This is a genomic window from Antarctobacter sp. (assembly GCF_965277915.1).
Classification (GTDB): domain Bacteria; phylum Pseudomonadota; class Alphaproteobacteria; order Rhodobacterales; family Rhodobacteraceae; genus Antarctobacter.
The window spans coordinates 3,218,423-3,239,334 of record NZ_OZ255849.1; the positions used below are offsets into that span (position 1 = coordinate 3,218,423).

Annotated in this window: 18 protein-coding genes; 9 read left to right on the top strand and 9 right to left on the bottom strand. The window is 64.1% G+C overall.

The window, feature by feature from the left end; translation table 11 throughout:
* Positions 1–4: 4 nt before the first annotated feature.
* The 3 genes from ACQY5B_RS16590 to ACQY5B_RS16600 form a co-directional block, all read right to left on the bottom strand.
* A complete protein-coding gene (locus tag ACQY5B_RS16590; protein ID WP_305970401.1) occupies positions 5–991 on the bottom strand; it encodes a PDR/VanB family oxidoreductase in 987 nt (328 codons plus the stop codon).
* Complete coding sequence (gene dmmA / locus ACQY5B_RS16595; RefSeq protein WP_420328454.1) at positions 988–1,596, bottom strand: dimethylamine monooxygenase subunit DmmA; 609 nt, start codon at positions 1,594–1,596, stop codon at positions 988–990. Before dmmA ends, ACQY5B_RS16590 begins: the two co-directional genes overlap by 4 nt.
* 77 nt (positions 1,597–1,673) lie before the next feature.
* Complete coding sequence (locus tag ACQY5B_RS16600; RefSeq protein ID WP_305970403.1) at positions 1,674–2,822, bottom strand: aminomethyl transferase family protein; 1,149 nt, start codon at positions 2,820–2,822, stop codon at positions 1,674–1,676.
* 250 nt (positions 2,823–3,072) lie between these two features.
* Here ACQY5B_RS16600 and ACQY5B_RS16605 point away from each other — a divergent pair, with 250 nt between their 5' ends.
* The 6 genes from ACQY5B_RS16605 to glnT all read left to right on the top strand — a co-directional run bounded on the left by ACQY5B_RS16605 (position 3,073) and on the right by glnT (position 9,246).
* Positions 3,073–4,446 (top strand): ammonium transporter, encoded by a 1,374-nt coding sequence (locus tag ACQY5B_RS16605; protein ID WP_305970404.1) that lies wholly within the window; start codon positions 3,073–3,075, stop codon positions 4,444–4,446.
* A 12-nt stretch (positions 4,447–4,458) separates the two neighbouring features.
* Positions 4,459–4,677 (top strand): hypothetical protein, encoded by a 219-nt coding sequence (locus tag ACQY5B_RS16610; RefSeq protein WP_305970405.1) that lies wholly within the window; start codon positions 4,459–4,461, stop codon positions 4,675–4,677.
* 147 nt (positions 4,678–4,824) lie between these two features.
* On the top strand, positions 4,825–5,754 hold the full coding sequence (locus ACQY5B_RS16615) for a class II glutamine amidotransferase (protein WP_305970406.1): 930 nt from the start codon (positions 4,825–4,827) through the stop codon (positions 5,752–5,754).
* A complete protein-coding gene (locus tag ACQY5B_RS16620) occupies positions 5,754–6,431 on the top strand; it encodes a GXGXG domain-containing protein (RefSeq protein WP_305970409.1) in 678 nt (225 codons plus the stop codon). Before ACQY5B_RS16615 ends, ACQY5B_RS16620 begins: the two co-directional genes overlap by 1 nt.
* Positions 6,432–6,438: 7 nt before the next feature.
* A complete protein-coding gene (locus ACQY5B_RS16625) occupies positions 6,439–7,785 on the top strand; it encodes an FMN-binding glutamate synthase family protein (RefSeq protein WP_420328451.1) in 1,347 nt (448 codons plus the stop codon).
* Between the two features lie 105 nt (positions 7,786–7,890).
* The gene (gene glnT, locus ACQY5B_RS16630; protein ID WP_420328449.1) at positions 7,891–9,246 is read left to right on the top strand and encodes a type III glutamate--ammonia ligase; all 1,356 of its coding nucleotides are present in this window, start codon (positions 7,891–7,893) and stop codon (positions 9,244–9,246) included.
* A 154-nt stretch (positions 9,247–9,400) separates the two neighbouring features.
* Here the strand turns inward: glnT and glyA are convergent, their stop codons facing one another.
* The 6 genes from glyA to ACQY5B_RS16660 are packed head-to-tail and all read right to left on the bottom strand — an operon-like array spanning position 9,401 to position 17,716.
* The gene (glyA, locus tag ACQY5B_RS16635; RefSeq protein ID WP_420328448.1) at positions 9,401–10,696 is read right to left on the bottom strand and encodes a serine hydroxymethyltransferase; all 1,296 of its coding nucleotides are present in this window, start codon (positions 10,694–10,696) and stop codon (positions 9,401–9,403) included.
* Between the two features lie 20 nt (positions 10,697–10,716).
* Entirely contained in the window at positions 10,717–13,350 is a 2,634-nt protein-coding gene (locus tag ACQY5B_RS16640; RefSeq protein WP_420328447.1) for a phosphoenolpyruvate carboxylase, read from the bottom strand.
* Entirely contained in the window at positions 13,350–14,342 is a 993-nt protein-coding gene (locus ACQY5B_RS16645) for a 2-hydroxyacid dehydrogenase (RefSeq protein WP_305972489.1), read from the bottom strand. The genes ACQY5B_RS16640 and ACQY5B_RS16645 overlap by 1 nt, the downstream gene beginning before the upstream one ends.
* Complete coding sequence (sucD, locus tag ACQY5B_RS16650; RefSeq protein ID WP_305972480.1) at positions 14,342–15,235, bottom strand: succinate--CoA ligase subunit alpha; 894 nt, start codon at positions 15,233–15,235, stop codon at positions 14,342–14,344. Before sucD ends, ACQY5B_RS16645 begins: the two co-directional genes overlap by 1 nt.
* Positions 15,232–16,431, bottom strand: a complete 1,200-nt coding sequence (locus tag ACQY5B_RS16655; RefSeq protein ID WP_305972481.1) for a malate--CoA ligase subunit beta — start codon at positions 16,429–16,431, stop codon at positions 15,232–15,234. Before ACQY5B_RS16655 ends, sucD begins: the two co-directional genes overlap by 4 nt.
* Before the next feature lie 37 nt (positions 16,432–16,468).
* Complete coding sequence (locus tag ACQY5B_RS16660) at positions 16,469–17,716, bottom strand: pyridoxal-phosphate-dependent aminotransferase family protein (RefSeq protein ID WP_420328444.1); 1,248 nt, start codon at positions 17,714–17,716, stop codon at positions 16,469–16,471.
* A 240-nt stretch (positions 17,717–17,956) separates the two neighbouring features.
* On the opposite strand from ACQY5B_RS16660, the gene ACQY5B_RS16665 reads away from it, so the two are divergent.
* From ACQY5B_RS16665 to ACQY5B_RS16675, 3 genes are all read left to right on the top strand, one after another.
* Complete coding sequence (locus tag ACQY5B_RS16665; protein ID WP_305972490.1) at positions 17,957–18,559, top strand: response regulator transcription factor; 603 nt, start codon at positions 17,957–17,959, stop codon at positions 18,557–18,559.
* Between the two features lie 111 nt (positions 18,560–18,670).
* Positions 18,671–19,648 carry an HpcH/HpaI aldolase/citrate lyase family protein gene (locus ACQY5B_RS16670; protein ID WP_420328443.1) on the top strand — a complete coding sequence of 326 codons (978 nt, stop codon included), beginning with the start codon at positions 18,671–18,673 and terminating at the stop codon, positions 19,646–19,648.
* Positions 19,635–20,909, top strand: a complete 1,275-nt coding sequence (locus ACQY5B_RS16675; RefSeq protein ID WP_420328442.1) for a glycerate kinase type-2 family protein — start codon at positions 19,635–19,637, stop codon at positions 20,907–20,909. Before ACQY5B_RS16670 ends, ACQY5B_RS16675 begins: the two co-directional genes overlap by 14 nt.
* The last annotated feature ends 3 nt before the right edge of the window (positions 20,910–20,912 follow it).

Here is a 20,912-nt window from a genome sequence, read left to right on the forward strand (position 1 = left end):
CCCCCTATCGGTCCAGAACCAGCGTCTTGCCGACAAAGCGGCTGACGCAGGGCATGATCTTCTTGCCGCTGGCGTGTTCGTCGTCATCCAGCCAGTGATCGCGGTGAATGAACTCGCCATCCGCCTCGACGACATCGGTCTCGCACTGACCGCAGGCACCGCCACGACAGAGGAAGGGCGCCTCGACGCCGCACCGTTCGATCGCTTCCAACAGGCTTTCGTGTTCGCCAACCTGGATGGTGATGTCGGACTTGCACAGGCGCACCTCGAAGGGTTTGCCGGGCTGGGGGGCCAGGAATTCCTCGGAATGCACGTTTTCGTCCGGCCAGCCGTGCGCGGCGGCGGTCTTGTGCACCCACTGGATCATGCCCTGCGGTCCGCAGACGTAGACATGCGTGCCAAGCGGCTGACCGTCCAGCAGATCCTCCAGCGCGATGGCCTGCTTCTTGTCGTCGTAGTAGACATGCACCTTGTTCGGGTGCCGCGACGTCAGTTCGTCGGCATAGGTGCCCAAGGCCTCGCTGCGGCAGGCATAGTGCAGTTCCCAGGCGCCACCCATCCGTTCCAGGTGCGCGATCATCGCCATGAAGGGCGTGATGCCGATGCCGCCGGCAAGGAAGACATGCTTGCGGCCGCGCAGGTCCAGCGGAAACAGGTTCACCGGGTAGCTGATCGTCATCGGATCGCCAACCTTGACCTTCTGGTGCATGAACAGCGACCCGCCACGACCCTCGTCATCGCGCCGGACAGAAATGGCGTATTTGCTGGGATCCGCCGGATCAGACATCAGCGAATACGGGTTGAGCCGCGTACGGCCATCGTCATTCATCTCGACCACGGTATGCGCCCCGGCCGAGAACGGCGGAAAGGGCTGGCCGTCACGGCGCGTGAACTCGAACCGGGTGACCAGATCATTCAGGGGAACAATGGCGCTGACCTCGACCTCGATCTTCTCGGCGCCTGCCTTGGCTTTCTGGGGGGCAGCACTCATTTGTATAGCTCCACGGGTTCGGGCACGTTTCCGGGATCCTCGGCGTCCACCCGGACACCCTGGAAGGCGGCCAGCCGACGCGAGTAGTGATCGCGTACAAACAGGTTCAGCCCGCAATGCGAACAGACGAAGGGATCGGTCATCACGTCCTCGGTGATGCCCTTGCAGTGCACGCATTGCATCCGCCGCGCGACAGAACCGCGATGTTCGGTCTGAATCGCGGAATGCGGGATTCCGGCGGTCATCGCCTCGTTCTGCGCCTGCCCCATCAACCCCTCGGTCCCGGCCAGGTAGACCTGCAGACCCATGTGTGCGTCCGACAGCACCCGGCGGATGCGCTGGACAGAGGCCTCGTAGGTCGGACCGACATAGAACTGCGCCGGTTCAAGCGCCTTCAAGCGATCGACATAGGTCTCGCCCGTGGCCTTGGGGATGTAGATGATGTGTGCCGCGCGAAAGATCGACGCGTCCAGCGCCGCGAGGTCCAGCAGGGCCTCGGCGCCCTCGGCATCCGCGATCATCAGATGCGCCTTGCCCGGCCGCGGTTCAAGCGTGCCATAGACAGGCCGGCTCCGGATACTTTCGGGGAATTGGAACTTCGACATGCTGCCGTGTCTCCCTTGGGATTCTTGGTGGCAAAAAGGCGCGGCCCCGGGGGTCGCGCCTTCTGCATGGCCGGGCGTCAGCCCTTGGCGGTGCGGATCTTCTTGTCCTTGTCGTAGAAGGGCATTTCCTCGGCGACACAGGGGATTTCGGTGCCATCCGCGTTGCGCACCGTCATCTTGGTGCCGGGCACCGCGCAATCGACCGGCATCCGCGCGATCCCGACCGTGTGGTCGAACAGGTCCGACCGCATGCCGTAGGTCACGACGCCAACCGGCTTGCCGTCCTTGAGCAGTTCGGCGCCCTCGTCTGCGGCGGTGGTGCCTTCGAGGCGGACACCGTAGATCTTGAACCGCTCCTTGCCTTGCAGCGCGTAGTGGTTCTCGGCGCCACGGAACCCCGTCTTGCCCGGGGAAACGGTGAATTCCAGCCCCAGCTCCCACAGCGAGTCGCCGCAGGCGCTGCCATCGGCAAAAGGATAGGTTTCCGAGTTGTCGCCCGGATAGAACAACAGGTAGCTTTCGGTCCGCAGCAGGTCGAGGGTCGAGAACTGGACCGGGCGGATGCCCATGTCCTTGCCGTCTTCCAGAATGGCATCCCACAGCTCGATCGCGTGGCGACCTTCGCAGAAGATCTCGTAGCCGCGTTCGCCGGTGTATCCTGTGCGCGAGATCATGACCGGCTTGCCGAAGAGCTTGGTCTGGATGATGCCAAAGTACGCAAGGTCACGGATGCCGGGAACGTGCTTTTCGAGGAAGTCGACCGCAACGGGGCCCTGCAGAGACATGTCGTGCAGATCGTCATCGAAGATCATCGAGACGTTCTTGCCATAGGCCGCCATCGCCAGGCTTTCATGGCCCGTACCGGTGCCGTGGACCAACAGCCAGTAGTTGACCGAGACGCGGTAGATCACACAGTCGTCGATGAACAGGCCGCGATCATCCAGCATCGCGGCATAGACTGCACGGCCTGGCATGAGCTTGTCCACGTTGCGGGTGGTGGCACGGTCGATCACCGCCGCCGCATGCGGGCCGCTGAGGTGGACCTTCTTCAGGCCGGACACGTCCATCAGGCCGGCCTTGGTGCGCACCGCTTCGTAGTCTGCCTTCGCGCGTTCGTCGGTGTGGTCATAGAACCATGCGGTCCCCATGCCGTTCCAGTCTTCCAGTTCACCACCGATTTCCGCATGACGCTGAGCCAGCGCCGACGTCCTGTAGATGATCGCCATTCCTTGTCTCCCTGACTCTTAGGTTTGGAGATATTGAGACCGATCCTCCGGAAAAAATCAATACCCGGGTTAAGATTATTTTCCTGCCGGGAAACGCATCAATTACATGACAACCGAAACAACCATAGGGCAAGCGAGGCATATTTCCACCCTGAGAGTGAAATAAATTTGACATGATGAATGAACTTCGCTTCCCATTGGTGAAATAAGTTGCACTAAAGTCAAGATCCAACAGACAGGGAGATACATAATGGATGGCAACCTGAACGCCCTGACCACGGTGTTCACCGAGTTTTACTACTGGGTGACCGTGGTCTTCATGTTCCTGATTCACGTCGGGTTCTGCATGTACGAGGTCGGTGCAAGCCGCCGACGCAACCACATGCATACACTGATGAAAAACGTCATGGTGATCCCACTGGTCACTGTCACGTTTTTCTTCTTCGGCTGGTGGATCTACTGGGCCTTCCCGATGTTCCCCTTCTTCGGCGGGCTCGACCACGAGATGGGCTCCGGCAACCTTCCCTGGGCTCAATCGATGGGTCCGAACGCCGCGGATCGAATCACCGGAGTGTTCTGGGCAGCCTTCCTCCTGTTCTCCTGGACGGCGGCCTCGATCGTTTCCGGCGCCGTGATCGAACGCATCCGCTCGTCCGCACTTTGGGTGCATGCGGTGCTGATCGGTTCTGTCTGGTGGATCATCGATGCGGCCTGGGGCTGGCATTATGATGGCTGGATGGTGAAGTTCCTCGGCTATCACGACGCTTATGCATCCGGCGTGATTCACGCGATCGCCGGCGGCTATGCCCTGGGCGTGATCGCGGTTCTCGGCCCGCGCATCGGCAAATTCGCCAAGGACGGCACGCCGCGAGACATTCCCCCGCACAACCCGTGGATGCTGACCATCGGCATCTTCTTGATCTACACCGGCTTCTGGGGCTTCTACGCGGCCTGCAACGTGCCCGTGATCTCTCCTGAAGGCATCGGCGGCCAGATCACCGGCACCACCTGGACGGCCACCAACATCTACCTGGCGCCGACCTCGCTGTCCGGGATCACCTTCAACTTCCTGATGTCGCTTTCGGGCGGCTTGATGGCGGCCTATCTCGTGTCCAAGGGCGATGCTTTCTGGACCTTCTCCGGCGGTCTTGCCGGGGTCATCACCGCCTCCGCGGGCAATGACCTTTACCACCCGGTTCAGGCAATGCTGATCGCCGCCGTTGGCGTGGTCATCGTCTACCGCCTGCACTTCTGGGTCGAACGCCGGTTCAAGCTGGACGACGCCGTCGGCGCCGTCGCGGTGCATGGCTATGCCGGTTTCGTGGGGCTGATCATCGCGGGCTTCGTGCTCTGGGGTGCGCCGTCCTCGCCGTATGAAGGCTATGCCACGGTCAACCCGCTGGGTCAGTTCATCGGAGCGATGATCATGTTCTTTGGCCTCGGGTTCCTGCCTGCATTCGCCGTGTCCAAAATTCAGGCGGCAATGGGCGTGTTGCGGATCCCCGAGGAGGTCGAGCTTGAAGGCCTCGATTACGCCGAACACCATGCCTACGAAGAAGCCAAGGAGGCCATCATCGAGGCCGACAAGGCCCACCTGGCCGCCAAACTCACCCCCGCAGAATAAGGAGCGTCCACTATGTCCTCGATTGGTTACGAAAGCTGGGCCGTAGACCTGGCGGATGTCGGTCCGATCTATCCTTTCCAGGGATCGGAAATGCTGATGGTCGCGCTTGGCGTGATCTTCTGGCTGGGCTGGCACCGGATCCAGTTCGTGCGGGAAAGCGAGCACCTGAAACGTGCCAAGCAGCGCGCGCTGGACCACGAGAAGGTCCAGCAAAGCGTCGAACGGTACTGATCCCGAGACCGGCAAGGGTGGGCTGATCGCTCACCCTTGCCTCTCAGGAAAATTTTTTTCATCTTAGTTGCGGCATCGCGTTTCCGGTGCTAGCCTGAACCGGTCAGCCCGATCCGGGTAGAATCAAGAAAGTGGAGCGACACCAGAATGTGCGGAATTGTCGGACTGTTCCTGAAGGACAAGGCGCTAGAGCCCCAGCTGGGTGCCTTGCTCACCGATATGCTCATCACCATGACCGATCGCGGCCCCGACAGCGCCGGGATCGCGATCTACGGCGCCGAGGACACCTCGGCCTCGAAACTCACCGTCCAGGCCGAAGACCCGGACGCGTCCTTTGACGGCCTCGCGGACAAGATGGCCGCGGCGCTGGGTGGCAAGGTCACGCTGACCCGCAACGACACCCACGCGGTGCTGCAGGTCCCCGCCGGCAAGGCGGACGAGGCCCGCACCGCCCTGCGCGAGATCGCACCCGAAGTCCGCGCCATGTCCTTTGGCGATACCCTGGAAATCTACAAGGAAGTCGGCCTGCCCAAGGACGTGGCGGCACGTTTCGACATCGCCAAGATGTCGGGCACCCACGGCATCGGCCACACCCGCATGGCCACCGAATCCGCGGTGACGACGCTGGGCGCACACCCGTTCAACACCGGCTCTGACCAGTGCCTGGTGCACAACGGCTCGCTCTCGAACCACAACTCGCTGCGCCGCAAGCTGCAGCGCGAGGGCATCCATATCGAAACCCAGAACGACACCGAGGTCGGCGCCGCCTACCTGACCTGGAAGATGCAGAACGGCGCGACGCTGGGTGAAGCTCTCGAAGCCTCGCTTGAGGATCTCGACGGTTTCTTCAACTTCGTCGTCGGCACCAAGGACGGCTTCGGCGTCGTCCGTGACCCGATTGCCTGCAAGCCCGCCGTCATGGCGGAAACCGATCAATACGTGGCCTTCGGTTCCGAGTATCGCGCGCTGGTGAACCTGCCGGGCATCGAAACAGCCCGCGTCTGGGAACCCGAACCCGCGACCGTTTACTTCTGGACCCACAACCAGGCCCCCACCCCGAAAAAGAAGGCGGCATGATGCAAACTTACGATCTTCAAGCCAACAGCCTGCGCGACCTGAACGCCGCGCTGCATGCCCAGGCCAATGACACCAACCAGACCAGCTGGGAAATCGTGAACCCGCGCGGCAGCCACGCCGTCGCCGTGGGTCTGGACGCGCCGATCGAGGTCAGCGTCAAGGGATCGACCGGTTACTACACCGCGGGCATGAACAAGCAGGCGACCGTGCATGTGCACGGCTCTGCCGGCCCCGGCGTGGCCGAAAACATGATGTCCGGCACCGTGGTCATCGAAGGCGACGCCAGCCAGTACGCCGGCGCCACCGGACACGGCGGCCTGCTGGTCATCAAGGGCAACGCAAGCTCGCGCTGCGGTATCTCCATGAAGGGGATCGACATCGTGGTGCACGGCAACGTCGGCCACATGTCCGCCTTCATGGCCCAGTCGGGCAACCTGGTTGTCTGCGGCGACGCTGGCGACGCCCTGGGCGACTCGATCTACGAGGCGCGCCTCTTCGTGCGCGGCTCGGTAAAATCGCTGGGCGCCGACTGCATCGAAAAAGAGATGCGGCCCGAACATATCGAAATCCTGCGTGACTTGCTGGAACGCGCGGGCAGCGATGCAAAACCGGAAGAGTTCAAGCGGTACGGCTCGGCACGCCAGCTGTACAACTTCAAAGTCGACAACGCGTATTGAGGGAGACATGAGCGTGAAAGACATCAAGGACAAGACGCCCCCTCGGACAATGCCAATCCAGTCGGCGACCTTTTCGAACCCGATCAACGCCGAGATCCGCCGCGCGGCGGCCACCGGCATCTACGACATCCGCGGTGGCGGCGCCAAGCGCCGGGTCCCGCACTTCGATGACCTGCTGTTCCTCGGCGCCTCGGTCTCGCGTTACCCGCTCGAAGGCTACCGCGAGAAATGCGACACCAAGGTGACCCTTGGCACGCGCTTCGCCAAGAAGCCGATCGAACTGGACATCCCGATCACGATTGCGGGCATGTCCTTCGGGGCTCTCTCTGGCCCCGCGAAAGAGGCTCTCGGCCGCGGAGCATCGGCGGCGGGCACATCGACCACCACCGGTGACGGTGGCATGACCGTCGAGGAACGCGGCCATTCCACCAAGCTGGTCTACCAGTACCTGCCCTCGCGTTACGGGATGAACCCCGACGATCTGCGCAAGGCGGATGCGATCGAGGTCGTGGTCGGCCAGGGCGCCAAGCCCGGCGGCGGCGGCATGTTGCTGGGTCAGAAGATCTCGGACCGGGTTGCCGACATGCGCAACCTGCCCAAGGGCATCGACCAGCGCTCGGCCTGCCGGCATCCGGACTGGACCGGCCCGGACGACCTGGAGATCAAGATCCTCGAACTGCGCGAGATCACGGCCTGGGAAAAACCGATCTACGTCAAGGTCGGCGGCACCCGCCCCTACTACGACACCGCGCTTGCGGTGAAGGCCGGGGCCGACGTGGTGGTTCTTGACGGCATGCAGGGCGGCACCGCTGCAACCCAGGACGTGTTCATCGAACATGTCGGTCTGCCGACGCTGGCCTGCATCCGTCCCGCCGTTCAGGCGCTTCAGGACCTGGGCGTGCACCGTGAGGTGCAGCTGGTGGTCTCCGGCGGTATCCGGAACGGCGCGGACGTGGCCAAGGCCATGGCCCTGGGCGCCGACGCGGTGGCCATCGGCACCGCCGCCCTGATCGCGCTGGGTGACAACGACCCGCGTTGGGAATCCGAGTACCAGAAGCTGGGCACCACCGCCGGCGCCTACGACGACTGGCACGAGGGCCTGGACCCGGCGGGGATCACCACCCAGGACGCCGAACTGCAAAAGCGTCTCGACCCGATCGAAGCCGGGCGGCACCTGCGCAACTACCTCAGCGTCATGACGCTGGAGGCGCAGACCATCGCCCGCGCCTGTGGTCACAACAACCTGCACAACCTCGAACCCGAGGACCTGTGCGCGCTGACAATGGAAGCGGCGGCAATGGCCCGCGTTCCACTCGCCGGCACCGAATGGTACCCAGGCAAACCCGGCTTCTGAACCAACACGGCGCGGCCTCTTGTAAGAGGCTGCGCCGCTTCACAAGATGGGGCGCATACAAGACGACGCCCATCGCGACACGATAGGACAGAGAGGATGACAAAAATGGCAAAAGATCAGGCCGCGCCGGACGCAAAGATCGACCTCGCCACCTACGCCGCTGAACGCGGCGTCAAGTATTTCATGATCTCCTTCACCGACCTCTTCGGTGGACAACGGGCCAAGCTGGTGCCTGCGGCGGCCATTGCCGACATGCAGGAAGACGGCGCCGGATTCGCCGGGTTCGCGACCTGGCTTGACCTGACACCGGCCCACCCCGACATGCTGGCCGTTCCGGACCCCTCCTCTGTCATCCAGCTGCCCTGGCAGCCCGACGTGGCCTGGGTGGCCGCCGATTGCGTGATGGAAGGCAAGCCCGTCGAGCAGGCGCCGCGCAACGTGCTGAAGCGCCTGATTGCCGAAGCCGCCGAAGAAGGTCTGCACGTCAAGACCGGCATCGAGGCCGAATTCTTTCTGCTGACGCCGGAAGGCGACGAGATCTCGGACCCCTTCGATACCGCTGCCAAGCCCTGCTACGACCAGCAGGCGGTGATGCGCCGCTACGACGTGGTGCGCGAGGTCGGCGATTACATGCTGGACCTCGGCTGGAAACCCTACCAGACGGACCACGAGGACGCGAATGGCCAGTTCGAGATGAACTGGGAGTTCGACGACGTTCTGAAGACCGCCGACCAGCATTCCTTCTTCAAGTTCATGGTCAAGTCGGTCGCCGAAAAGCACGGCTACCGCGCAACCTTCATGCCCAAACCCATCGAAGGCCTGACCGGCAACGGTTGCCACGCGCATATCTCGGTCTGGGATGCGCCCGGTGACGCGGCCAAGGTCAACGTCTTCGCAGGCGACGGCGAAGGCCAGACCGGCGAGGTCGGCCTGTCGGAGCGCGGCAAGCACTTCCTTGGCGGAATCATGAAACATGCCAGCGCGCTGGCTGCGATCACCAACCCGACGGTCAACAGCTACAAGCGCATCAACGCACCGCGCACCATGTCCGGGGCCACCTGGGCGCCCAACACCGTGACCTGGACCGGCAACAACCGCACGCACATGGTGCGCGTCCCGGGCCCCGGCCGCTTCGAACTGCGCCTGCCCGACGGCGCCGTGAACCCCTACCTGCTGCAGGCGGTGATCATCGCGGCGGGCCTGTCGGGCATTCACTCCAAGGCCGATCCGGGCAAGCGTCATGACATCGACATGTACGCCGAGGGCCACAAGGTCCGTGGCGCGCCCAAGCTGCCGCTGAACATGCTCGACGCGATCCGCGAGTATGACAAGGACAAGGAGTTGAAGAAAATGATGGGGGCGGATTTCTCGTCGTCCTACATCAAGATGAAGATGCAGGAGTGGAACTCCTTCGTGACCCACTTCAGCCGCTGGGAGCGCGAGCATACGCTCGACATCTGAGGCGTCCCCCCTCGCCCAGACCCGAAAGGCCGCTGCCATTCGCAGCGGCCTTTCTCTTGTTTGCTCAGACAAACGTCGTGCTGACGGAAAAAGGCGGACCACGATACCATCGTGATCCGCCATGTCCGGGCTCCGAGGAAGGATGTGGGGGGCCTCAAAGCTCGGGATAGATCGGGAAGCGTTTGCAGAGGGCGGCGACCTCGGCGCGGACCTTGGCCTCGACCTCGGCGTTGCCGTCCTCGCCGTTGGCGGCCAGGCCGTCGACCACCTCGATGATCCAGTCGGCGATCTGGCGGAACTCGGCCTCGCCGAAGCCGCGGGTGGTGCCCGCCGGCGATCCCAGGCGGATGCCGCTGGTCACGGTGGGCTTTTCCGGATCGAAGGGCACGCCGTTCTTGTTGCAGGTGATATGCGCGCGCCCCAGCGCCTTTTCGGTGGCATTGCCCTTGACGCCCTTGGGCCGCAGGTCGACCAGCACCACATGCGTGTCGGTGCCATGCGTGACCGTGTCCAGCCCGCCCTTGATCAGCTGGTCCGACAGCGCCTGCGCGTTCCGGATCACGTTCTGCTGGTAGGTCTTGAAGTCCGGCCGCAGCGCCTCGCCGAAGGCCACCGCCTTGGCCGCGATCACATGCATCAGGGGGCCGCCCTGGATGCCGGGGAAGATCGCCGAATTCACTTTCTTTGCGATATCTTCATCATTGGTCAGGATCATGCCCCCACGCGGCCCGCGCAGGGTCTTGTGCGTGGTGGTGGTGGCCACATGGGCATGCGGGAAAGGCGAGGGATGTTCGCCCGCGGCCACCAGACCGGCGAAATGCGCCATGTCGACGTGCAGCCAGGCGCCGACGCTGTCGGCGATCTCGCGCATGCGGGCGAAATCGATCTGCCGCGGGATGGCCGACCCGCCGGCGATGATCATCTTGGGCTGGTGCTCCTGCGCCAGCGCCGCGACCTGGTCGTAGTCCAGCGTGTTGTCCTGCTGGCGGACGCCGTATTGCACGGCGTTGAACCACTTGCCGGACTGGTTCGGTTTCGCACCGTGCGTCAGGTGGCCGCCGGCGTCCAGGCTCATGCCCAGGATGGTGTCGCCGGGCTTCAAAAGCGCCTGGAAGACACCCTGGTTGGCCTGGCTGCCCGAGTTCGGCTGCACGTTGGCAAAGCCGCAGTCGAACAGCTGTTTCGCCCGGTCGATGGCCAGGTTTTCGGCCACGTCAACCCACTGGCAGCCGCCATAGTAGCGCCGGCCGGGATAGCCTTCGGCGTATTTGTTCGTCATGACAGAGCCCTGCGCCTCCATCACCGCGCGAGAGACGATATTCTCGGAGGCGATCAGCTCGATCTCGTCGCGCTGCCGGCCAAGCTCGCCGGTGATCGAGCCAAACAGTTCGGGGTCGCGCGAGGCGAGGGACTCGGTGAAGAAACCGTCCGGTCGGTGCGAGACATTCATGGGTGTTGCTCCTTGTCCTGTCAGCCGGTCCAGCCAAGGCCGGCGGATATGCAGTTCATGCTTTGCATCAACTGGATGCGATGGCGGTTTCCGTCCTGCTGGCGCACCAGCCGCAAAAGATGCACCTGCGCCTCGTGCGCAGAGCGCAATGCGTCTTCGTGCCGGGTTATCCGCGCCACCGCATTGGGAAACCGCGCCCCCAGCGGCGTGCCGGTCAGGCGTTCGATTGCCGCGACCGAGCGCGTGTGCTCGGCCTGGACCATGTCAAAGATCGCTTCGGCTTCGGCCCGGTCCTCGACCAGACCGGCATAGATTTCGGCGATGTCCAGCCGGACCATCAGCAACGATTTTTCGACCTCGTCGATGCACAGCCGGAAGAGCGGCAGATCCCGCATCGTCCGCGCCAGCGCCTTTTCGCCCCCTGCCCCGCGAATGGACTGGAAGTCCTGCAGGGCCTGGCCAAACCCGTACCAGCTGCTGATCATGTGGCGGTTCTGGCTCCAGGCAAAGACCCAGGGAATCGCGCGCAGGTCGGACAGGGTCGCAGCCCCGAACCGTCGTGCCGGGCGCGACCCGATCTTCAACAGCGCCAATTCATTCACCGGGCTTGCCTGATTGAAATAGGACAGGAAAGACGGATGCTGCAACAGCGTCTGGTAGGTGGTCTGGCTGAGGCTGGAGAGAGTCTCCATCACGTCTTCCGCCTCGGGATCGACGGTTTCGAAAACAGGCGCGGTGCTATGGCGTAAGACCGAAGAGGCCAGCAATTCCAGTTGCGCCGCAGCGGTGCCGGTGTTGGCATATTTCGCCGTCACCACCTCTCCCTGTTCGGTCAGCCGCAGGGTGCCGTTCAACGTGCCGCGCGGCTGGGCCGCAATGGCCCGGTCGGTGGGTGCACCGCCCCGGCTGACGGACCCACCCCGCCCGTGAAAGAACACCGGTCGCGCCCCTTGCCCGGCGATCGCGCGGGTGATGGCGCGCTGTGCCCGGTCGAGCGACCAGCTGGAACAGAGGAAACCGCCGTCCTTGTTGCTGTCGGAATAGCCCAGCATGATTTCCAGCCGCCCGTCCCGGTCCTTCATGCTGCGCGCCGCCAGCGGCACAGACAGCACGTCGCGCAGGATCGCGGGCGCCGCCCGCAGGTCTTCGATGGTTTCGAACAGCGGCACGACCTTGAGCGAAAGGCGCTCGGCCCCGAAACCAGCATAGCGGGCCAGAAGCAGCACCGCCAGCAGATCGTCCGCCGAGCGGGTCATGGACAGGATGAATGGTCCGATGGCATCGGGCTCGGGCCCGTCATGCACTTCGCGGATCAACCGCAATAGCGACATCAGTTCGGCGGCCTCTTCGCCCAGGCGCCCATGATCGACAAAGGGCAAGCCCGCCTGCCCCACTTCGCGCCGCAGCCGCGCCGACCAGTCGGCGGACAGCGCCTCTGGTGCGGCGTCGACCGCGTTCCAGACCGCCTCTAACGTGCGGGTCACGACGTCGGAGTTCTGGCGAATATCCAGCGTATGGGCCCGAAAGCCAAAGGTGCTGGCCTGCCAGCGAAGCGGGCGGATGAGCTGTTGCGCAAGCCGGGTCGCATCAATGGCTTCCAGCGCCGCTTCGATACTACGCAGATCGGCCAGAAAGGCCGAGACGTCGCGATAACCGCCGGCTGCAAGGCACTGACGGATGGCCGAGCCCGCTTGGCGAAAGATCTCGTTCGGGTTGCGCTGCGCACAAAGGCCCGGATCCGTGCTGCGTGTCTCGACAATCTGGGCCAGCGCATCGCGGTGCGGACGCGGCACGGCGACGATCTTTTCGGACACGCTGAGCCGGGGAATGATCCGATCCAGGGCCATGACATACTCCTCGCGGATCATATCTCGCGAGCGAGCGATGGCCTCGCGCGTCACCTCGGCGGTCACGTTGGGATTGCCGTCCCTGTCGCCGCCGATCCAGGAATGGAACCGGATGCAGCAGTGATCGCGCCCGGTCGGGCCAAAAACCTCGCTGACCGCGTCGTAATAGCGTTCGAAGAGCCGCGGCACGGCCTCGAACAGGCTGGTGCGGTAGAATTGCAGGCCCCAGTCGATCTCGGAGGCGAGACTGGGACGTTCCATCCGCAACTCGCCTGTCAGCCAGAGCAGGTCGATTTCCATCTCCAGCGTCTCTTCCAGCCGCGCGATCTCTCGCGGGCTCCAGCGCATGGTCTCGAACAGGACCAGCGTGCGGTAGATGCGGCGATGGATTTCCATGACAGAGACGCGCTTGGCCTCTGTCGGATGGGCGGTGATCGTCGGACCGACGGACAGTTGGCCTTCGGAGAGCAGGCGCTGCATCGCGGGACGGTGATCCTCGGGACAATCGGCGAGCGCCTTGTGAAACCCGCCCTCGCCCGGATGGCCATCCTGTTCGGCCAGGCGTCCGGTGCGGATCGTCAGGTTTTCGTCCATGATCTGCTGCAGGTGAAACCAGATCGTGCTGGCCTGCAGGTGGTCGGCGTAATCGCCTTCGTCCCAATGGGTGACGCCATCCTCGACGGCTTGCGCCACATGCGGCGCGCGACGGTGGAGAACCTTCAGCCACGCCCCGCGCAGGCGGCGGTACACGTCTTCCGCATATTGATCGGGGGCTTCAAGCCCCGCAGGTTCTGCCACCATCTGCATCATGCCACCTGATCGCCGGGGGTCCGGCCCTCGAAGAAGTCGACAAGGTTGTCGAGCACGCGCATGCCCATCGCGGTGCGGGTTTCCTCGGTCGCGCTGCCGAGGTGGGGCAACATCACCAGGTTGTCGCAATCCAGCAGGATCGGGGCCACCTTGGGTTCACCGTCGAAAACGTCCAGCGCCGCGCCGCCGATGCAGTCGAACATCAGCGCCTGGGCCAGCGCGTGCTCGTCGATCACCTCGCCGCGGGCGGTGTTGATCAGAAAGGCCCCCGGCTTCATCAGGTCCAGCCGGCGCGAGTCGATCAGGTGCCGGTTGGCCGCGCCGCCAGGACAGTGCAACGAAACGAAATCACACTGCGGCAGCAGGTCTTCGATCGTGTCGACCTGCACCGCGTTGTAGCGGTCCAGCACGTCCTGCGCGATGCGAGAGCGGTTCTGAACGAGGATCTTCATGCCGAAGCCGAAATGCGCGCGTTGCGCCATCGCCTGACCGATCCGGCCAAAGCCCACGATGCCCAGCACCTTGCCAGAGACCTTGGCCCCCACGAGGTGTGTGGGCCGCCAGCCGGTCCACTGTCCGGCACGCAGTTCACGTTCGCCCTCGCCCGCGCGGCGGGCCACCATCAGCATCAGCGTCATGGCCAGGTCCGCGGTGCATTCCGACAGCACATCCGGCGTGTTGGTGACGGCGATCCCCAGCTTCTTCGCCGCATCGGTATCGATGTGGCTGAAGCCCACGCCGTAATTGGCCAGGATGCGGGTGCGGGCCTCGCTCACGTCCATTGCCTCGCTGCCCAGCCCGTCGGTGACGGTCGGCAGTATGGCATCGAACTTGCCCAGGGCGTCGCGGAAATCCGCGGCGCTCATGGGGCGGTCCTCGACGTTGAAGACCGTGTCGAATCGCTCGGCCAGTTCTGCCTCGACCGTCTGGGGCCAGCGGCGCGTGACAAGCACGCGCGGCCGGTTGTTCAGGATGGCAGGGGCATTCATCATGCGGCCTCCTTCTGCATCACCTTCGCAATGGTGTCGCCGATCTCGGCCGGATGCGGGGCGACCGTGACACCGGCGGCGGTCAGGATCTCGACCTTTTCGCTGGCGCTTTCGCCGAAGGCAGAGATGATCGCCCCGGCATGACCCATGGTCCGCCCCTTGGGAGCGGTCAGACCCGCGACATAGGCGACCACCGGCTTGGTGACATGATCGCGGATGTAGGCCGCGGCTTCTGCCTCTTGCGGGCCGCCGATCTCACCGATCATGCAGATGACATGGGTTTCATCATCCGCCTCGAAGTGTTCGAGTATATCCTTGAAGGAGGACCCGTTGATCGGGTCGCCGCCGATCCCCACCGAGGTCGAGATTCCGATGCCATGCTCCTTGAGCTGCGCGGCGGCCTCGTAGCCCAGCGTGCCGGACCGACCGATGATGCCGACGTGACCCGGCAGGTAGATATGGCCGGGCATGATCCCCAAGAGCGCCTTGCCCGGGCTGATCGTGCCGGCGCAGTTCGGGCCGGTCAGGACCATGCGGCGATCCTTGGGATAGCGGTACATGTAACGCTTGACGCGGATCATGTCCTGGGCCGGGATGCCGTCGGTGATGCAGACGCAGTACTTGATGCCCGCATCGGCCGCTTCCATGATGCTGTCGGCGGCAAAGGGCGGCGGCACGAAGACCAAGCTGGCCTCGGCGCCGGTGGCCGCCACCGCGTCTTCGACCGTATCGAAGACCGGGACACCCTCGACGGTCTGGCCGCCCTTGCCGGGGACGACGCCGCCGACGACATTGGTGCCATAGGCGATCATGTCCGCGGTGTGAAAGCGCGCCATCTTGCCGGTGATCCCCTGGACGATGACGCGGGTACCTCTGTCGATAAAGATGCTCATTGGACTGCCCTCATGTTGGAGCCCTGGGAAAGGTCGTTCTGCCAGGCGCCGACGGCGCGCTGTGCCGCTTCGATCAGCGTGGTGGCGCGGATGATCGGAAGGCCGGACTTGGCCAGGATCTTCTGCCCCTCCTCGACATTCGTGCCCGCAAGGCGGACCACCACCGGCACATCGACCTGCACCTCTTTCAGCGCCTGAACCACGCCCTCGGCGACCCAGTCACAGCGGTTGATGCCCGCGAAGATGTTGACCAGGACGGCCTGGACGTTGTCGTCGGACATCACCAGGCGAAAGGCCTTGGCCACACGTTCCGGGGTGGCACCGCCGCCGATGTCGAGGAAGTTGGCTGGTTCGCCCCCGGCCAGCTTGATCGTATCCATCGTGGCCATCGCCAGTCCCGCACCGTTCACGATGCAGCCGATGTTCCCCTCGAGCCCGACATAGGACAGTCCCCGGTCGGCAGCGCGGCTTTCGCGCGGGTCTTCCTGGCTCTTGTCGCGCAACTCGCTGATCTGCGGGTGGCGGAACAGCGCGTTGTCGTCGAAGGTCATCTTGGCGTCGAGCGCGAGGATGCGGTTGTCGCCCGTCACCACCAGCGGGTTGATCTCGACCATCGTGGCGTCATGCTCGCGGAAGGCGCGGTAGCATCCTTGCAGCGTACGCACCATCGGCGCGGTCAGCGCCGGGTCCATGCCCAGCTTGAAGGCGATCTGGCGGCACTGGAAGTCCTGCAAGCCCACGGCGGGTTCGACGGTTGCCCGCACGATGCTGTCGGGGCGGTTGGCGGATATCTCCTCGATCTCCATTCCGCCTTCGGCAGAGGCCACGATCATCACCCGCTGGGAGGTCCGGTCGAGGACAAAACCAAGGTAGATCTCGCGTTCGATCGGCACGGCGGCCTCGACGTAGACCCGGTAGATGCCCTTGCCCTCAGGGCCGGTCTGATGCGTCACCAGCTTGCGGCCAAAGAGCGACTCGCAGGTCGACTGGATCTCTGCGTCGCTGTCACAGACCTTGACGCCCCCGGCCTTGCCCCGGCCCCCGGCATGAACCTGGGCCTTGACCACCCAGCGGTCACCGCCCAGTTCGCGGGCCCGGTAAGCCGCCTGTTCAGGGCTGTAGGCCAGCGCCCCGGGGGGGCTGTGCACTCCGAAATTGGCCAGGATTTCCTTGGCCTGATACTCATGAATGTCCATGCTCTTTCCTCCTCCGAAAGACTGGATCGTCTGCTAGTTATTCTGCGGCGACCGCACGGTCGTAGACGCCGTTCAGTGCATCGGTCACGCGGGCATCGTCGACCTCGCCACCAAGCGCGCGGATCGCATCCGCGAAACGGGTGACGATGTCGGTGATCGCTTCGCGGCTCAGCAGGTTCAGAATGCCGATGCGGATCTGGACAGGCTCGGATAGGGTCGGCCAGATGCCGAAGTTCTGCGCCCGGCAGGCCTGCACCAGTTCCATCTCGCGGCCCGCCAGCGCCTTGGGCAGGTTCAGCACGACCAGCGAGGTCATGTTCGACGTCACCTCGCAGCCCATCGCCTGCACCGCGCGGCGCAGCGCCGTTTCGTGGTGGGCGTAGTCCTTGGCCCGCTCGGCGATGCCCTGCTGCAGGGTAATCCGCAGCGCCTCGTGGAAGGCCGCGACCGCGTAGGCGGAATGGGTCCGGTGATAGGTGCCCTTCTCGACATCCTGGCCGTCGATGATGCCCCAGTGGCGGGCTTCCATGATCGGGTGGTGCACGAAGGTGCGCGTGCCGGTCTTTTTCAGGGTTTCGATGTAGCGGTCGCTGAACGAGACGGGGGCGTAGGTCAGCGGCAGGCAGCAGATGCCCTTTTGCGGGCAGGAGGCCCAGCCATGCACACCCGGGTAATCGTCGATCCGGAAATCCTCGACCCCCAGGGACGAGACCGCGTCCACGAGGCCCATCACCTCGTGTTTTTCACAGGCGGCGCTGAAACCGGCGATGTCGTTGATCCGGCCCGAACCGGTTTCCCAATGCGCCATCGCGGCCCATTTCGGCTTGTGCTCGGCCAGCGCGGCCTCGACCATGCCGCCTGTCACGGACATGCCGTGCGGCACGTCGACAATGACCACCGACGCGGGTTTGGGATCCAGCGGGCTGAGCGCCAATTCGGCAGCGGTCGCCGCCTTCATACGAACTGTCAGACCGTCGATGCCCGAGAACGTGCCGTTGGAAAAGACCACGACCTTGTCGCCCGGCATCACGGCGCTGAACATCACGTCCAGGCCGCTCCACCCTGTTCCGGCGACGCCGAAGGTGTGCACGTTCTCCGTGCCCCAGACCTGGCGCAGCATATGCTTGCACTCGACCATGCCGCGCAGGACGTCGCCATGCATGTGATCGGCCAGCCCTGCCCCGGCATAGGCCGCCAGCACCCGTGCGTCGGTATTGCCCGGTCCGGGGCCCGCGGCGATGGTTTCGGGGATTTCGAGCTTGGGAAATAGCTGCGCAACGGTCATGATCGCTCCGTTCGTTCACTTGAGGTGTATGGTTGTTTCCTCTCGGTTATAGAATTGCTTGCTCACGGGAAAAACGTTCCTTAATCCTGCTTTTGGGCATCCAAATGGATGGGGAAATTACCACCCAAATTGGCAAGTATTCCGTTGTATGCCGTTTTCGCCCCCGCCCAAACGGGTGGTTTATGACAGAAACCTAAAGAAAATCAGGGGCCTACAGTGCAGAGAGAACGCATCGACATCATGCTGGGCGACGGCAATCCGCTGGTCCTGTCGGCCATGTCCGAGGTTTTTGAACGCGATCCCCGATTCTCGCTGGTGGCCACCAGTGCCACCGCCGAAGGGTTCCTGGGCATGATCATGCGCGTGCCGGTGAAGGTCTGCGTGGTAGACTGGAACATCCCGGCGCTGGGGGCGGAAAAGCTGATCGAGGTGCTGCGCGCGCAGGAAAACGCGCCGCGCATTGTCGTCTATGGCCATGACTCGGACGTGGCCGTACCGCGCCAGGCGATGGCCTCGGGCGCGGCGGCGTTCGTGTCGCGGGCCGCCCCGACCGACTCGCTGGTGCAGACCTGCCTCGACGTGGCCGCGGGCAAGATGGTCTTTCCCTACCTCGACATCCGCGAGCTGAAGACCGATCCCATCAGCACCCTGTCGCGCAAGGAGCGGGCGATTCTGGATGCCCTGGCCGAGGGACTGACCAACAAGCAGCTGGCCGCGCGGCTCGAGATATCGACCAATACGGTAAAGTTCCATTTGTCGAACATCTTTGACAAGCTCTCGGTCAAGAACCGCGCTCAGGCGATCGCGCACTTCTACGCGTCAAAGGCGAAAAGCGGCGGATGACGCGCCGTGCTGTGTGCACTGGTATGCAAAAAAATTTATTGACAGGAATACAGATTTCCCAAATGCAAATAGGGGTCCGACCCAACTTTCCTGTCAGAAAGGACCCTGACCATGTCTTTCCACGCCATCGACCAGGCCCCCGCACGGCTTAATCGCTCGGAACTGGCCGTGCCCGGATCACAGCCTCAAATGTTTGAAAAAGCGGCGCAATCCGACGTCGATGTGATCTTTCTCGACCTCGAGGACGCGGTTGCGCCCGACGAAAAGGCTCAGGCCCGCAAGAACATCATCAAGGCCCTGAACGAGATCGACTGGGGCACCAAGACCATGTCCATCCGGATCAACGGGCTGGACACGCATTACATGTATCGCGACGTGGTCGACGTGGTCGAGCAGGCGGGCGAGCGGCTGGACCTGATCATGATTCCCAAGGTCGGCACCGCCGCCGACGTCTATGCCATCGACATGATCGTAACCCAGATCGAAGACGCGATGGGCCTGAAAAAGCGCATCGGCTTCGAACACATCATCGAGACCGCGCTCGGCATGCAGAACGTGTCGGAAATCGCCGCGGCCTCCAAGCGCAACGAGAGCCTGCACTTCGGTGTCGCCGACTACGCGGCCTCGACCCGGGCGCGCACCACGATCATCGGCGGCGTGAACCCCGACTACTCGGTCCTGACGGACCCCGATGCCAACAACGCCCGCGAAACCCACTGGGGCGACATGTGGCACTATGCACTGGCCCGGATGGTGGTCGCGGCACGCGCCAACGGCTTGCGCCCGATCGACGGCCCCTTTGGCGACTTCCAGGACCCCGACGGCTATCGCGCCGCCGCCAAGCGTGCCGCCGTGCTGGGCTGCGAGGGCAAATGGGCGATACACCCCAGTCAGGTTGCGCTGGCCAACGAGGTCATGAGCCCCTCCGACGCCGAAGTGACCAAGGCAGAGCGCATCCTGGCTGCGATGGCCGAGGCCGAGGCCGCCGGCAAGGGCGCGGTTTCGCTGGACGGTCGCCTGATCGACTATGCCTCGATCCGGCAGGCCGAAGTGCTGGTCGAGAAGGCGCGTCAGATTGCAGCCGGATAAGATCCCGGCACTGAAAGGCGACGCGGCCCGGGCATTCCGGGCCGCAATCCGCCGTGCCGACCCGGCGCTGGCCATGCGCGAAAGCCTGGGGCAACATCCGCTGCCCCGTCCGGCACATGGATGCCGAACCATCGTCCTTGCCCTGGGCAAGGCCGCCCCCGCCATGCTGCGCGCGGTCCTGCCCCGCATCAGCGGCCCGCGGGTGATGATCTGCGTCACCCACCGCGAGAATCAGGAACAGGTTCCGGGCGCCGAGGTCTATCGGGCCGGCCACCCCGTTCCCGACACCGTGGGTGCACGCGGCGCAGAACGGATGCAGGAAGTGCTGAAAGGCGCCGTCACGGGGGACGTCGTGATCGCCCTGATCTCGGGTGGCGGCTCTGCCCTGCTGCCCGCCCTGCCGGAGGGTGTCAGCCTGGAGGACAAGCAGTCGCTCAACCGCCTGCTGCTGGACAGCGGGTTGGACATCGTGGCGATGAACCTTGTACGGCAGCAAGTTTCGCAACTGAAGGGCGGCGGGATGTTGCGGTTGGCCGCCCCGGCGCCAGTCACGGCCTATATCCTCTCGGATGTGATCGGTGATGACCTGCGCGCCATTGCCAGCGGCCCCAGTGTCGCGCCCATCGGCACGCCGGAACAGGCGCGCGACCTGCTGCATTCGGTGGGTTTGTTCAACCGTTTGCCCGAGAGCGTGCAGCGCCACCTCCGCAACGCGCCCCGCGTAAACGCGGAACTCACAGCCAGCAACCATTTGATCGGCGGCAACCGCGAAAGCGTGCAGGCAGCCGCGGATGAACTGCGTCGGGACTACGAGACCCTGGTCATCAAGGAACCGCTGACCGGCGACGTGAACGAGGCGGTCTGCACCACCTATCGCGCGCTGCGTGATGCAGGGACGCCTGACAAACCGCGCGCGATCCTCTGGGGCGGCGAAACCACCGTTCAGGTGCGCGGCGGCGGATTGGGCGGACGGAACCAGGAACTGGCCTTGCGGATGGCGGCACTTGCCGATGCCGAACCGATCGCCACGCCCTGGGTCTTTCTGTCGGCCGGGACGGACGGTCGCGACGGCCCGACGGATGCGGCCGGCGCGATTGTCGACCAGAACACCCTTGCCCGCATACGGGGCAAAGGGCAGTCGCCGACGGAGTATCTGGAACGCAACGACAGCAATGCAGCGTTGCGCCTGTCCGAAGACCTGCTGATCACCGGGGCAACCGGCACAAATGTCGCCGATGTCCAGATCCTGCTGATCGGCTGAGAC